This window comes from Mycobacterium asiaticum (genome assembly GCF_001673365.1).
GTDB lineage: Bacteria > Actinomycetota > Actinomycetes > Mycobacteriales > Mycobacteriaceae > Mycobacterium > Mycobacterium asiaticum_A.
Genome location: NZ_LZLS01000191.1, coordinates 75,309 through 89,361 on the forward strand (window position 1 = coordinate 75,309; position 14,053 = coordinate 89,361).

A 14,053-nucleotide genomic window follows, 5' to 3' on the forward strand; every position below is an offset into this window, starting at 1 on the left:
GCTGCTGCCGATGTGGTTCGGTGAGCTACTCGAGGCTCAGGTGGCGGGCCCGGTGACTGGGGCGGGCTCGGCGGCCGGCGCCGGCGCCGGCGCGTTGACCGCGTTGATCACCTGCAGCATGTCCGGCTTCATCGCCATCAACTGCTGGTTCCAGTAGTTCCACGAGTGCGTCCCGTTGCCCGGGAACTGGAACACGCCGTTCCGTCCGCCGTTGGCCGTGTAGGTCTGCTGGAACTGCTGATTGGTGCGCAGCGTCAGGCCTTCCAGGAACTTGGCGGGCATGTTGTCTCCGCCGAGGTCGCTCGGGGTGCCGTTGCCGCAGTAGACCCAGATCCGGGTGTTGTTGGCGACCAGGCGTGGGATCTGGACCATCGGGTCGTTGCGCTTCCAGGCCGGGTCGGTGGACGGTCCCCACATGCTGTTGGCGTTGTAACCGCCCGAGTCGGTCATGGCGAGACCGATCAGGGTAGGCCACCAGCCTTCGGACGGGTTGAGGAAGCCGGATAGCGACGCGGCGTACGGGAACATCTGCGGGTAGTAGGCGGCCATCACCAGTGCCGACCCGCCGGACATCGAGAGGCCCACGACCGCATTGCCGGCCGGCGACACACCCTTGTTGGTCTGTAGCCACGCGGGCATCTCCCGGGTTAGGAACGTCTCCCACTTGTAGGTGTAGTTCTGTCCGTTGCCCTGGGAAGGCTGGTACCAGTCGCTGTAGAAGCTGGATTGGCCGCCGACGGGCATGATCACCGAAAGCCCGGACTGGTAGAACTCCTCGAAGGCGGGGGTGTTGATGTCCCAACCGCTGTAGTCGTCCTGGGCGCGCAAGCCGTCGAGCAGATAAACGGCGTGTGCTCCGCCGCCCTGGAATTGAACCTTGATGTTGCGACCCATCGCAGGTGATGGGATCGACAGGGTTTCGACGGGAAGACCCGGCCGGGAGAACGCACCCGCCGTCGCCGTGGCGCCGACGGCACTGACGAGACCGGCCAGCAGGGCGGCTCCCACGGCAGCGATCGCCACCCGGCGGGAGACGGCTGACGCTGCGCCACACAGCTTTTCAACGAAGTTCATCGTTTGCACCTATCTCATCTCTTCATCTGTCGCTTGTGCGGTTGAATGTGTTCCCCGCGAGTGAAACACGAGTGACAGACGTGGCCTGTGTGACTCGGCCGTTCCGATAGGTCGCGGTTGACTAACGATTAGGCCTCGGGCCGGACACCGGGCGCGAGGGTCGCAATCCGATATCGATTGACCGGCGAATCAGTATCGCTGCCTTTCGACTTGGCAGCTGGTGCACTAAGCGACGAGCCGGCGCAAAAGTCTTGACGCCGTGAATATTCCGATCAGCGGCGCTATCACCAACACTGCGACGTCCACCGCGTGGAACGGGGCGCCGATCAGCAGCGACCGCAACACGTCGACCTCATAGCTCAGCGGGTTGACCTTGCTAAGTCCCTGTAACCAGCCGGGCATCGCATCGACCGGGTACAACGCGTTGGACGCAAAAAACAATGGCATCGTGATGGCTTGGCCGATGCCCATCAACCGATCGCGGTTGCGCACCAAGCCAGCCAATGTCATTGAGAGGCAAGCGAAGAAGGCGGCGCCCAGCATAACGGCGCCCATGGACGCCAGGATTCGCAACGGGTTAATCGTCATGCCGATCCCCATCACATATGCCAACGCGAGCACCCCGACGACCTGAGCCACGGCTCGCACGCCCGCCGCGAAGGACTTGCCGGTGACCAGCGCAGATGCGGGTGCTGGGGTCACCATGAGTTTGGCCAAGACGCCGGCATCGCGATCCCAAATGATCTGGATGCCATAGAAGATCGAGATGAACAGTGCCGACTGCGCGATGATCCCCGGCGCGAGGAAAGACAAATAGGAAATATTGCCGGTATCGATGACATGCAGGTGGTTGAAGGTGGTGCCGAAGATCAACAGCCACAGCGCCGGTTGCACCATCCGGGTCACGAGTTCGGTGCGGTCGTGCCGCAGCTTCTGCAGTTCGACGATGGCAAACGCGCCCACACGACTCAATGTCGCTCGGGCTCTGTCGATTCCGTGTGGAGCGCGAACCAGGTCGATAACAGGAGTGTAGGAGCGATCAACCGACATGGCGCTCAGTCCTTCTGCTGGAACGTATTTCACGCATGTCGACCGGCGGGGCATCCAGTCCGGACGCCGCATAGTGGCGGAACACGTCTTCGAGTGTTGCGTCCGGGGACACGGTTTCCTTCAGCTCCTCGGGTGTGCCGACCGCTTGCAAGGCGCCATGGTGCATCAACGCAACCCGGTCGCACAGGGCGTCCGCCTCTTCCATGTAGTGCGTGGTCAGCAGCACGGTCATGCCGAACTGCTCCTGCATCTGGCGCACCTGCGTCCAAACACCGTCCCGGGCAATAGGATCCAGGCCAACGGTCGGCTCGTCCAACACAAGCAGCGATGGCCGGTTGACGAGCGCCTGCGCCACTTCCAGCCGGCGAACCATGCCCCCGGAGTAGCTCGACGCCAGTTTGTCGGCGACATCCATCAGGTCCATGGCGGTTAGCGCCTGTTCGACGCGTTCGGTGCGTTCAGCGCGGGGGACACCGTAGAGCCGGGCGAACCAGGTCACGTTCTGCCGACCCGTCAGCGCCGTCTCGATCGACAGTTGTTGCGGCACATAACCGATGTTGCTGCGAATGTCGATCGTCTCGCGGCGCGCATCCAACCCGAAGATACGCAGTTCGCCGTGCTGGACCGGCGCGAGCGTGGTCAGCACCCGCACCACGGTCGTCTTGCCTGCTCCGTTGGGTCCTAGCAGGCCGACCGTTTCGCCCGGCTGCACCTCGAATGTCACGTCGTCGACGGCAGTGTGCTGGCCGTAGCGATAGGTCAGGTGTCGGCAATCGATCGCCAGGTTCATGTGTATCGCTCCTGCAGCCTCTTGGTCATCCCCTCGAGGACCTCCAATCCCTTCGCCAATACCCCGATCTGGTCTTCGTCAAGCTCGTCGAGCAGATCGGTGAGCACGGCACGACGCACGGCCGCAGTCGCATCCATCACTTCCTGTGCCGACGGCGTGAGCCGCAATCGGCTGACGCGACGGTCGGCGGGATCGGTCGTCTTTTCCAGCAAGCCCGCGCAGGACAGCTTGGACACCAGCGTGGACGCGGTGTTGGGTACCAGGCCGAGTTCGGCGGCAGCAACACTGACCGACACGTTGGGGCGGTGCGAGACCAGCCGCAATAGTTCGGCCTGGGCCTCGGACAGTTGGCCCGGTGCGTATCCGGTGCCGACAGACCGCCGCAATTGCCTGCGGAACCTGCCCAGGATCCGCGGGACGGCAGCGGCTAGATCGGTGTTAGGACTCACTGCGAGCCATAATACCTCTGTGGCAGAGCTATCTATTACCGGCCGCCGTGGCGTCGAGCCGGTGCAGGGCCACGTCCAGCGTCGGCTTCCCTCGGCGACCGAGGGTGGCAATCATGTACGTGCAGTGCGGCTGCCTGCGCCGATCCGTCGGTGACCCTGGGTTCAGTAGGCGCAGGCCCGTCGCCGTCGTCGTGTCCCACGGAATGTGGCTGTGCCCGAAGACCAGCACGTCGGTATCCGGATAGAGCCGCGACATCCGCGCGTCGCGGCCGCCGGCGGCCCCGGTCTCGTGCACCACGGTGAAGTGCAGACCGCCCAGGTCAGCGTCCGCGCGTTCCGGCAAGCGGGAACGCAGCTCGTCGCCGTCATTGTTGCCCCAGCACGCGAGCAACCGCTTCGACCTGGCTTCGAGGTGGTCGAGCAAATCGGGTGTGACCCAGTCACCAGCGTGCACGACGACGTCGGCCGAAGCGACCTCGTCCCAAACCTGGCCAGGTAGGTCGCGGGCCCGCTTCGGGACGTGCGTGTCGGCAATCAGGAGAAGCCGCATGATTCCACGATGGCACGACCAGCGACAGCGCCCGTATCGGCCGTGTTTATCAACCGATGAACTGGAGAAACTCTCGTCAGGGAAGAAGGTGGGAAATGACGCTCGAAGGTGATGCTCGCCGTGAACCGAACGCGACCCTGTGGTTGGACCCGGTGTGTCCGTTCTCCTGGAACACTGCGCGTTGGCTTCGCGCCGTGGGCGAGAAGACCGGCATCGCCGTGGATTGGAAGCTGATGAGCTTGGCGATCCTGAACGAAGGTCAGGAACTGCCGCCCGCTCAACAGACCCGCATGCGCGACTCGCGAGCCGTCGGCCGGATCATGGCCGCGCTGGCGCGTGACAAGGGCGCCGCCGAGTGGGTCAATGCGTATTTCGTATTCGGTGAGCGGTACTTCGATCGATCTGAACCGCTCAGCGAAGAGCTCATAACGCATGTGTTGTCCGAAGTGGGAGTCGCAAATGGCGTTGCGGCCGCGAAGTCCGATACGTCCCTGGACGCAGTTTTGCTCGATTCGCACCAGGCGGGTCAGGACGCTCTCGGTGATTCCTCGGGTAGCCCGATTTTGCGGATTGACGGACAAACCTTTTTCGGTCCGGTGTTAACAGGCTCGGTCGACGAGCAGGACACGGCCGCGGTATTCGACGCGATAGCTACGCTGGCCGCCGCCCCGGTGTTCGCCGAATTGCAGCGGCCGCGCGAACGCAGTTCGTGAGTCGCGTTGATCGAGATCTATCTGCTCAGCCCACGATTCGGTCAGCTCACACGGTGCTGGGAAAGCGCAGACCACGCCGCGGCTAAGTCGCCAACCCGACAGCACAGCGCATTGCCGCATCCGGCAGTATTGGTCGCAACCGACCGAAAGTAGGGACAATGCGCACCTTTGAGTCAGTCGACGACCTTGCTGCCGCCGCGGGCGAGACAATCGGTCAGAGCGACTGGGTGACGATCAGTCAGGAAGAGGTCAACCTGTTCGCCGATGCCACCGGTGATCACCAATGGATCCACGTCGACCCGGAGCGCGCCGCCAAAGGTCCATTCGGGACCACCATCGCCCACGGCTTCATGACCCTGTCGTTGCTACCGCGGTTGCAGCACGACATGTACACCGTCAAAGGCATCAAGCTGGCAATCAACTACGGCCTCAACAAAGTTCGTTTCCCGGCGCCGGTCCCGGTGGGTTCCCGGGTACGTGCGACCAGCTCGCTGGTCAACGTCGAAGACGTCGGCAACGGCGCCGTGCAGGCAATCGTGTCGACCACCGTTGAGATCGACGGATCGCCCAAGCCCGCCTGTGTGGCCGAGAGCATCGTGCGCTACGTCACCTAAGCCTGCGTCTGCTCGCGCGAGGAACGTGCGGCTAGAACTCGGCGATCGAGTGTTCCAGCCGCGCGGCCAACCTGGCCTCGGCCTCAGCTTTGCGCGTCGGAATGTGCTGAGACGGGAAAGGCGTTGATACCGGCTGATATTCACGCAAGGTGCGACGGGCCACCGTCATCTTGTGCAACTCGGTGGCGCCGTCGGCGATACCCAGTGACTCCGCGGCCACCATCATCTTGACGAACGGCATCTCGTCGGAGACGCCGAGTGCGCCATGTAAGTGCAGGGCCCGCTGCGCCACGTCATGCAGAACCTGCGGCATGGCGACCTTGACCGCCGCGATATCGCGCCGCACCTTCTGGTAGTCGCGGTGCTTGTCGATCAGCCACGCCGTACGCAGCACCAGCAACCGGAACTGCTCGATCTGAATCCAGCTATCAGCGACCTTCTCCTGGGTCATCTGGAAGTCCGACAATCGGCCGTGCCGCGTTTGGCGCGACACCGCGCGCTCGCACATCATGTCGAATGCCCTGCGCGCCAACGCAATTGTGCGCATGGCGTGGTGAATACGCCCGCCGCCGAGCCGGGTTTGGGCGATCATGAACGCCTGCCCCTCACCGCCGAGCACGTGGTCGGCGGGCACCCGGACGTCGCGGTAGCGGACATAAGCATGCGAAGCGCGTTTGGCTGACTCCACCCCCACGCCGACATTGCGGATGATCTCGATGCCGGGCGTCTCGGCCGGCACGATGAACAGCGACATCTTCTCGTAAGTTCGGCCCTCGGGATTGGTGACGGCCATGACGATGAAGAACGACGCATGCTTGGCGTTGGTGGAAAACCACTTCTCGCCGTTGATGATCCAATCGTCCCCGTCCCGCTTGGCCGACGTGACGAACAGTCCCGGGTCCGACCCGCCCTGTGGCTCGGTCATCGAATAACAAGACGTGATCTCGCCGTCCAGCAACGGCTGCAGGTAACGCGCCTTCTGCTCCTCGGTCCCGAACAACGCCAGAATCTCGGCGTTACCCGAGTCCGGCGCCTGGCAGCCGAACACCGACGGGGCCCACCTCGAGCGCCCGAGAATCTCGTTGAGCAGCGCCAGCTTGACCTGGCCAAAACCCTGTCCGCCGAGATCTGGGGTCAAGTGGGCCGCCCACAGCCCCTGGTCTTTCACCTGCTGCTGCAAAGGCTGCAGAATCGACATCATCTCGGCGTTGTTCTTGTCGTACGGATCAAGCGCCACGAGGTCGAGCGGTTCGAGTTCGTCGACCATGAATTTCTCGACCCAGTCCAGCTTTGCCTGATATTCCGGGTCAGTTTCGAAGTCCCACACCGTTAGTCACCGTCCTCCGGCGCAGCATCGCACCGGCATCGTTGATGGAGCCACCCCATCGTATGTGCCGAGCCGGCAGCCGGGTACGCGCTGGCGCAGCGGGGACCACCCACCTACGGTGTGTGAGGTGACCGCACAGGCGCGCCCGGCGCGGAAAGCTGATGTTGGCGAATTGGCCCGTACGCTCGGCCGAGCGTTTTTCGACGATCCGGTCACCACATGGATCGTCCCTGACGACGATGTGCGCCGGGCGCAGCTGCACCGAGTCTTTGCGACGATGACCCGTCACCATCACCTCGCCAAAGGCGGCGTTGAAGTGGCCTGCGACGGGCCGGGTATCGGTGCCGCCGCCCTGTGGGACCCCCCGAACGGTTGGCAGGAATCGCGTTGGGCGCAGCTTCGCCAGATGCCGGCATTCCTGCGGGTGACCGGCTTGCGATCAGCGCGCGGCCGCGTGGTGCAGGAAATTATGAAACGCGAGCACCCCGAGGAACCGCACTGGTATCTGGCCGTTCTCGGCAGCGATCCGACGGTCCGCGGTAAAGGCTTCGGTCAGGTGCTGATGCAATCGCGGCTAGACCGCTGCGACGCCGAGTACTGCCCCGCCTATCTCGAGTCGAGCAAACCCGAAAATGTGCCGTACTACGAGCGTTTCGGCTTCCGGGTCACCGGCGAGATCACCATCCCCGACGGCGGCCCGACGCTGTGGCCGATGTGGCGCGATCCACGCTGAGCGGCGACTGCCCAAGGTTTAACCCGCGCCTCCCCGGGCAACCAAACGCCTATGCAAGGTGGTCCCGACGAAACCCTGAGGCCTCAAGAGGCCACCGACTCCGACGAAGTTCGCAACGATGACGGCGACACCGTGGTGGACCCGCCGGACGACTGGAGCGAAGCCGATAAGTTCGGTATGACCGCGCGTGAAGAACGCGAGGGAGAATCGCTTGACGCCCGACTGGCGGCCGAAGAACCAGACGTCATTACGCCCGGTGGTGAGCCCGCTGACGACCTGCCGGGACGCGTTCACCGCGGCCAGGTCGACGGCACTCCGGAGGACGGACAGTCGCTGTTCACCGTCGTCGACGAGTGAATCAGGGATTACTCTTCCAGCCGGCGACACCGATAGCGATCATCCGCAATTGCTTAACCGCGATCCGGTGAATCTCTTCTAACGCTTCGGTGCTCTGGGCGTCCTCGATGGCCTCGGCGGTGACGATCATCGCGTTGACGAACAGGCTGGCCAGCACGTTGAGGTCTTCGGTGCTCCACTCGTTGAGCCGTGGGAAACGAGCGAGGTCGGTCGCGAGTTCAGAGACGATCAGCCTGATCTCGGTGCGAATCGCATAGCGCAGCACCGAAACGCCGGTCGATCGTTCGCGCGAAATAAAGCGCCAGTGCTCGCGCTGCTCGGCGACACTGCCGACCAGGATTTCCACCGACGATTCGATCACGCGGTTGGGGTCCAGCTTGCCCGCGCGTGCCCCGCGCAACGTGTCACGCAGGCTGCGGAACGACTCGTCGATCAGCACCAGGCCGAGGGCCTCCATCGACTCGAAGTGGCGATAGAAAGCCGCGGGTACGATTCCGGCCTCGCGGGTTACCTCACGCAGGCTCAGCCCGCTGAAGCTGCGGTCATTGAGCGCCTTAAGAGCGGCGGCGATGATCGCGCGCCGGGTCGCCTCTTTGCGTTCCTCACGCGAAGGCGTGTCGCGGGAGCTCTCTCGGCTCCGGTCCCGGCTCGATCGCCGCGGGTGTGAGCTAGGAGTACGACTGTTCACTATGTGAACCGTAACACAGAGCTGGCGAAACCCTTGACCACCTGCGCAGAACGATGTCACGGTGTACATATGTTCACTCAAACTTTCACTCGGACGTTCGCCAAGCGAGTCCTGAGTTCAGACCTCGTCGATCTGCTCACCGGGCCGCACGGCGTCGACCGGTACACCGAGCTTGTGACGCCGACCTGGACGTCGGGCGAACCCCGCGCCAAGGTGATCGACGTGCGGCGCACCACGCCCCGCAGCGTCACGCTAACGCTGGCTCCGAACGATGCGTTCACTGAGCGTCACCGCGTCCGGGCGGGCCAGTTCGTCAACGTGACTGTCGAGATCGACGGGCGGATGCACTCGCGGTGCTACTCGCCGGCCAACGTCGAAGGCAGCAACTCACTCGAACTCACGATCGGTGTCCACGACGGCGGCCTGGTATCGACGTACCTGTACGAGCGGGCACGTCGCGGCATGGTCGTTGGGTTGGACGGCGTCGGTGGCGACTTCGTCATGCCCGAACTGCGTCCGCGAAGGATCCTGTTCGTCTCCGGCGGGAGCGGCATTACGCCGGTCATGGCGATGCTGCGCACACTGGTCGCCGAAGGCCATTCCGGCGAGATCGCTTTCGTGCACTACGCCCGCACCCCTAAGCAAGCGTGCTACCGCGAGGAGCTGGCCGCGATGCCCGGAGTGCGGGTGCTGCACGGCTACACCCGCTCGGGTGTCGGCGACCTGGACGGCCGCTTCGACGCCGCGCACCTGGCCGCCGCGATGGAGGCGCCCGACGCGGTGTTCGTCTGCGGGCCAACCCCTTTGGTCGACGCCGTCAAGGCGCACTGTGAAAACGTGTTCACTGAAAGTTTCGTGCCGCCCGTGTTCGAACCGCCGGCCAATCCGTCCGGTGGTCGCGTCAAGTTCGCGGACAGCAAGATCGACGTCGAAGACGACGGCCGCTCGCTGCTGGAACAGGCCGAGGCGGCAGGCCTGAAACCGGAAAACGGTTGCCGGATGGGTATCTGCCACACCTGCACGCGGCGCAAGACTTCCGGCACGGTGCGCAACCTGGTGACCGGCGCCGTCTCCACCGCACCCGACGAGAAGGTGCAGATCTGTGTATCCGTCCCCGTCGGCGACGTCGATATCGCCCTCTAAGCCGACCGTGAATCTGGCGACGGCCCCGCGGCTTTTCGCGTCGTCAGATTCACACTCGCCCAGACCCGTCAGCCCCAAAACTCTGGAAGGAAATGCCATGTCCCAGAACAAAATCGTCCTCACCAAAGACCAGACCGACGCCTTCGGACGTGAACTCGACGCCATCAAGGAACGTGTGATGGCAAAGCTCGGCGAAGAAGACGCCGAGTACATCCGCAAGGTCATCAAGACCCAGCGTGCCCTGGAAGTCGGCGGCCGCGTGCTGCTGTTTCTGCCCCCGGCCTGGCTGCTCGGCACGGGCATGCTCGGCATCGCGAAGATCCTGGACAACATGGAGATCGGGCACAACATCATGCACGGCCAGTACGACTGGATGCGTGACCCGACGATCTCCGGCCGTGACTTCGAGTGGGATACCGCCTGCCCGGCCGATCAGTGGCGGCATTCGCACAACTACATGCACCACACTCACACCAACATCGTCGGAATGGACCGCGACATCGGTTACGGCATCATCCGGATGAGTGAAGACCAGCCCTGGGAGCGGTACTTCCTGGGCAACCCCGTCTACGCATTCCTGCTGATGGTGCTGTTCCAGTACGGTGTGGCGCTGCACGAGCTGGAAACCGAGCGGATCCGCTCCGGTGAGATCACCGTCCGCGACAAGCGCGAGACGTTGAAGGAGATCTGGAAGAAAACCCGCCGCCAGACGCTGAAGGACTACGTCGCCTTCCCGCTGCTGGCCGGTCCGTTCGCACCGTTCGTCTTCACCGGGAACCTCACCGCCAACCTGATGCGCAACGTGTGGTCCTACATGATCATCTTCTGCGGGCACTTCCCGGACGGGACGCAGGAATTCACCATCGACGAGACCAAGGACGAAACGCGCGGTCAGTGGTATTTCCGTCAGGTACTCGGTTCGGCGAACCTGACCGGCGGCAGGGTCTTTCACCTACTGTCGGGCAACTTGTCGCACCAGATTGAGCACCACCTGTTCCCGGACATGCCGGCGCGCCGGTACGCCGAGATCGCACCCGAGGTGCAGGAGATCTGCGAGCGCTACGGGATCCCCTACAACAAGGGCCCGCTGCTCAAGCAGTTCGGCACGGTGGTCCGCAAGATCGTGCGGTTGACGTTCCCCGATTCGTGGACCCGTAAGCGCAAAGCCAAGGTGTCCGCCGGACGGGAGTTGGTGGCTGCGTAGCGCTAATGGCGCCGGGACTGCGTCCAGGGTGTGTCAATTCGACATCGGGTCACCCTGGACGCAGACTCGGCGCCATTTCGGGTGGACAATAGGGCGGTGGAGTGGACCGGTGTGCGCTATTCGGATAAGCCGACCGTGGAAGCTTCCACCTGGGTCGACGCCAATCCCCAGCGTGTCTGGAGTCTGGTCTCCGACATTGAGCTGATGCCCTCCCTCAGCAATGAACTGCAGTCGGTGGCGTGGTTGGACGGGGCCAGCGAGCCCCGGATCGGGGCCCGTTTCGTCGGGCACAACGAGCACGACGCATTCGGCACGTGGAGCACGACTTCCCAGATCGTGTCGTTTGACCAGCCACGCGAATTCGCTTGGGCTGTTGGGGAAATCGCCAATCCAGCGGCAGTCTGGCGGTTTCGGCTGACGCCACGCGACGGCGGCACTGCGCTGTCGTTCTGGATGCAGATGGGCCCGGGTCGTTCCGGATTGTCGAATGCCATCGACTCGATGCCCGACAAGGAAGAAAAGATCGTCTTCGTACGGTTGCGGGAATTCGAAGCCGCGATCGACAAGACCCTGGCATCGATCAAGAGGCTGGCCGAACACGGAGTGCGGTGATGCGGACCGCGACGACGGTCGAACTCTCGGCAGGCCACGCCGCTACGGAAGCAGTCGCCTTCGTCGTCGAGGCGCAGCGGCTGGGTCTCGACGTTTGCTGGGTTGCCGAGGCCTGGGGCACCGACGCCCCGTCGGTCATCGGATACCTGGCGGCCCGCACCGACCGGATGCTGCTGGGGTCGGGCGTCATCCAGATCGGTACGCGCTCGCCGGTGCTCGTGGCGCAAACGGCGATCACGTTGGCCAACCTCTCGGGTGGACGGTTCCTGCTGGGTCTCGGTGTGTCGGGGCCGCAGGTGATGGAGGGTTTGCATGGAGTGGCGTTCGCCCGGCCACTGACCCGCACCCGCGAGACCGTCGAGATCGTCCGCCAAGTGTTCGAGGGCGGCAAAATCTCCTACTCCGGCAAGGAAATTCAGATCCCCCGCCCGGGCGGTGAGGCCGTCCCGATGCGGCTGTCGACCAGACCCGAGCACCCGATACCCATCTATCTGGCCACTCTCTCACCGGCGATGCTGTCCCTGACCGGCCAGATTGCCGACGGTTGGCTGGGCACCAGCTTCGTTCCGGAAGGTGCCGACGAGGCCTACTTCGCCCACCTGGACCAGGGTTTGGCCGCTGCCGGACGCACCAGGGCCGACATAGATATCTGTCAGGGTGCCGAAGTCGCCTTCGCCGCCGACGAGGATGAGCTGCGTGAGATGGTGGCCGGGCGCAAGATGGAGCTTGCCTTCAGCCTCGGCGGAATGGGTTCGGCCACTACGAACTTCTACAACCAGGCCTACAGCCGGCAAGGCTGGGAAGAGGTTGCCGCCGCGGTGCGGGAACGCTGGCAGGCCGGTGACCGCCCGGGCGCCGCCGCGCTGATCACCGACGAGATGGTGCTCGCCACAACGCTTATCGGTACCGAAGCGATGGTCCGTGCGCGCCTTGCCGTTTGGCGTGACGCGGGAGTTGACACTGTGCGTCTCTATCCCGCGGGGGACACGCTGGACGCCAAGCTCGCCACGCTCGGTCGGGCCATCGAACTGGTCCGCGAGGTCTAACGCACGGCGGTGGGCGCGTCCGACACCTTGACGAGTTGCACCTCCGGGCGCGACGGCACCCCGTCGGCGAGGAACCATCGAAACGCTAGGTTGCCGCGCGGATAGCCCAGTGTCGTCAGTGAATTGGGGTGGCCCGTGCTGGCGCTGGCCAGCACGATGGTGACCGACCCGTCACTGTTGGGCACTGCGCTATGCCCGTTCACCGAACACCGTGCGTCAGCCGCACCGTAGGTCGCCATGAACTGATTCCACACCACCATGTTCCAGAATCTGCACGACGGCGGCCGATGCGTGATCACCAGCGCTTCGTCATCCTCGAGCACGAAACTGCCGTAGGCATAGCAGGCATCTCGCGCCGACCAGCCGAAGTTGGCATCCGGAACCTGGTACGGTTCGGCGAATTCGTTTGCCGCATGGGCGACTTCGTGGCCCAGCGCGTGCCCGTCGTCGCTCCGCGTCCCCACGGCCAACGGCACGATGGCAAACATGGTGCGCAGCCACGTGGTCGCCGCCCGTAGGCTGGCCGCGGTCTCGGCGTCGCCATGTTCGATCGGATCCGGCTCGTCGAGCGGTTCGATATTCCAGACGACCGGGCGCCCGGTCAACGGATCGGCCTGGTAATCACGAGTCATCAGCGCGGCCGCGTCAGGCGTCGGCGGGAATTCGAAGGAGAAGTTTCCTTCGGCGTCGATGTCCAGATCGGTGTCGCGGACGATGGCAACGACTCGGTCCGACCACGCGCCCGGCGCGGGCTCGTTGTAGGCCGTGACCGAAAAGTACACGCTGTCACCCTTATTGCCGCTGATGCGATACCCGCGTCGCGGATCGACCGGGCACAGGTAGTAGTACGCGTCGGTGTTGTCGCCACCCCAACGGCGGTCCCGGCGGAACGGGGTGTTCACGGCGACGAACTGCGGGCGCCCGGGTTCGGGAAACAGGTAGTTGTCCAGCGCCACACCCAGTGTCGTGGCGAGCATGCGGTAGCCGTCGGCGACGTGCCGGTCATCGGTCACGGCGCGGTCGCCCTCCAGGAACGAACGGTCGAGTTCGCCGAGCGTGGCGAGCAGATCTTTCCACGCGGCAGTCGACTCGTGCGTCATGCGCTGATTCCTTTCAGGAGCAAGGTCGTGGTGCGATCGATCCACGCGTCGTCCATGTCGTTGGGTCTGGTGAGCAGGCCCAGCAGTATGACGCCCGCGATCGTTTCGGCGAGTTCGTCCGCGGTTACGTCGGGTCGTACCTCGCCGCGGTGTGCACCCTTTTCGAGTAACTGGGCGAGGCCACCGGCGATGATGTCGGAAAACCGTTCCAGCAGTGCCGAATGCAGGGTGGGATCGGCGGGCATCTCGCCTATTAACCCGGGTAGGGCGGCACGCGCGGCGGGTGTCGTGAGGGCGCTCTTTGTGCGACAGACCATTTCGCGCAGATCGTCGGGTAGCGAGCCGGTGTCGGGAATAGCGGTTTCGGCGCTGATCGGGAACACCGCCTCGTGTACGAGGTGCGCCTTGCTCGGCCAACGCCGGTAGATCGCGGGCTTACTCGTCCCGGCCCGTTCGGCGATGGCGGAGACCCTTAGTCCCGAGTAATCGGTCTGCTCGAGCAGTTCAACGGTGGCGTTCAGCACCGCCGCATCGATTCGCGGATCACGGGGACGACCAAAGTCTACTACCATTACGAAACTCAGAGTAACATAAGTCGCCGTG

At 64.0% G+C, this 14,053-nt stretch carries 17 protein-coding genes; 8 read left to right on the forward strand and 9 right to left on the reverse strand.

All coding sequences use genetic code 11. From position 1 onward, the window contains the following. Positions 1-36: 36 nt before the first annotated feature. From ag85C to A5634_RS21690, 5 genes are all read right to left on the reverse strand, one after another. A complete protein-coding gene (gene ag85C, locus A5634_RS21670; protein WP_065146149.1) occupies positions 37-1,074 on the reverse strand; it encodes a diacylglycerol acyltransferase/mycolyltransferase Ag85C in 1,038 nt (345 codons plus the stop codon). 225 nt (positions 1,075-1,299) lie between these two features. Continuing rightward, positions 1,300-2,124, reverse strand: coding sequence for an ABC transporter permease (locus A5634_RS21675; protein ID WP_065146074.1), 825 nt, complete (start codon positions 2,122-2,124; stop codon positions 1,300-1,302). Continuing rightward, positions 2,114-2,914, reverse strand: a complete 801-nt coding sequence (locus A5634_RS21680) for an ATP-binding cassette domain-containing protein (RefSeq protein WP_065146075.1) — start codon at positions 2,912-2,914, stop codon at positions 2,114-2,116. Before A5634_RS21680 ends, A5634_RS21675 begins: the two co-directional genes overlap by 11 nt. Then, a complete protein-coding gene (locus A5634_RS21685; RefSeq protein ID WP_065146076.1) occupies positions 2,911-3,363 on the reverse strand; it encodes a MarR family winged helix-turn-helix transcriptional regulator in 453 nt (150 codons plus the stop codon). Before A5634_RS21685 ends, A5634_RS21680 begins: the two co-directional genes overlap by 4 nt. Positions 3,364-3,391: 28 nt before the next feature. Further along, a complete protein-coding gene (locus A5634_RS21690) occupies positions 3,392-3,913 on the reverse strand; it encodes a metallophosphoesterase family protein (RefSeq protein WP_065146077.1) in 522 nt (173 codons plus the stop codon). A gap of 95 nt (positions 3,914-4,008) precedes the next feature. On the opposite strand from A5634_RS21690, the gene A5634_RS21695 reads away from it, so the two are divergent. Together A5634_RS21695 and A5634_RS21700 are read left to right on the forward strand one after the other, a co-directional pair. Further along, the gene (locus A5634_RS21695; protein ID WP_065146078.1) at positions 4,009-4,626 is read left to right on the forward strand and encodes a mycothiol-dependent nitroreductase Rv2466c family protein; all 618 of its coding nucleotides are present in this window, start codon (positions 4,009-4,011) and stop codon (positions 4,624-4,626) included. A gap of 158 nt (positions 4,627-4,784) precedes the next feature. Beyond that, a complete protein-coding gene (locus A5634_RS21700) occupies positions 4,785-5,240 on the forward strand; it encodes a MaoC family dehydratase (RefSeq protein WP_065146079.1) in 456 nt (151 codons plus the stop codon). A 31-nt stretch (positions 5,241-5,271) separates the two neighbouring features. On the opposite strand, the gene A5634_RS21705 is transcribed toward A5634_RS21700, so the two are convergent. After that, positions 5,272-6,567 carry an acyl-CoA dehydrogenase family protein gene (locus A5634_RS21705; protein WP_065146080.1) on the reverse strand — a complete coding sequence of 432 codons (1,296 nt, stop codon included), beginning with the start codon at positions 6,565-6,567 and terminating at the stop codon, positions 5,272-5,274. Between the two features lie 127 nt (positions 6,568-6,694). Between A5634_RS21705 and A5634_RS21710 the strand changes: the two genes are divergently transcribed. Then, on the forward strand, positions 6,695-7,300 hold the full coding sequence (locus tag A5634_RS21710; protein ID WP_065146081.1) for a GNAT family N-acetyltransferase: 606 nt from the start codon (positions 6,695-6,697) through the stop codon (positions 7,298-7,300). Between the two features lie 51 nt (positions 7,301-7,351). Further along, complete coding sequence (locus A5634_RS21715; protein ID WP_065146082.1) at positions 7,352-7,657, forward strand: hypothetical protein; 306 nt, start codon at positions 7,352-7,354, stop codon at positions 7,655-7,657. A gap of 1 nt (position 7,658) precedes the next feature. Here the strand turns inward: A5634_RS21715 and A5634_RS21720 are convergent, their stop codons facing one another. Further along, positions 7,659-8,345 (reverse strand): TetR family transcriptional regulator, encoded by a 687-nt coding sequence (locus tag A5634_RS21720; RefSeq protein ID WP_065146083.1) that lies wholly within the window; start codon positions 8,343-8,345, stop codon positions 7,659-7,661. Between the two features lie 69 nt (positions 8,346-8,414). Between A5634_RS21720 and A5634_RS21725 the strand changes: the two genes are divergently transcribed. The 4 genes from A5634_RS21725 to A5634_RS21740 all read left to right on the forward strand — a co-directional run bounded on the left by A5634_RS21725 (position 8,415) and on the right by A5634_RS21740 (position 12,350). Next, positions 8,415-9,488: a flavin reductase family protein gene (locus A5634_RS21725; RefSeq protein WP_065146084.1), complete on the forward strand. Its 1,074-nt coding sequence runs from the start codon at positions 8,415-8,417 to the stop codon at positions 9,486-9,488. A 97-nt stretch (positions 9,489-9,585) separates the two neighbouring features. Continuing rightward, a complete protein-coding gene (locus A5634_RS21730; RefSeq protein WP_065146085.1) occupies positions 9,586-10,692 on the forward strand; it encodes a fatty acid desaturase family protein in 1,107 nt (368 codons plus the stop codon). A 96-nt stretch (positions 10,693-10,788) separates the two neighbouring features. Further along, a complete protein-coding gene (locus A5634_RS21735) occupies positions 10,789-11,304 on the forward strand; it encodes an SRPBCC family protein (protein ID WP_065146086.1) in 516 nt (171 codons plus the stop codon). Beyond that, positions 11,304-12,350, forward strand: coding sequence for an LLM class flavin-dependent oxidoreductase (locus tag A5634_RS21740; protein WP_065146087.1), 1,047 nt, complete (start codon positions 11,304-11,306; stop codon positions 12,348-12,350). The genes A5634_RS21735 and A5634_RS21740 overlap by 1 nt, the downstream gene beginning before the upstream one ends. Here A5634_RS21740 and A5634_RS21745 read toward each other — a convergent pair. Both A5634_RS21745 and A5634_RS21750 read right to left on the reverse strand, forming a co-directional pair. Beyond that, on the reverse strand, positions 12,347-13,450 hold the full coding sequence (locus A5634_RS21745; RefSeq protein ID WP_065146088.1) for a DUF1214 domain-containing protein: 1,104 nt from the start codon (positions 13,448-13,450) through the stop codon (positions 12,347-12,349). The genes A5634_RS21740 and A5634_RS21745 overlap by 4 nt on opposite strands. Further along, positions 13,447-14,022 carry a TetR/AcrR family transcriptional regulator gene (locus tag A5634_RS21750; protein ID WP_065146089.1) on the reverse strand — a complete coding sequence of 192 codons (576 nt, stop codon included), beginning with the start codon at positions 14,020-14,022 and terminating at the stop codon, positions 13,447-13,449. The genes A5634_RS21745 and A5634_RS21750 overlap by 4 nt, the downstream gene beginning before the upstream one ends. Positions 14,023-14,053 lie beyond the last annotated feature (31 nt).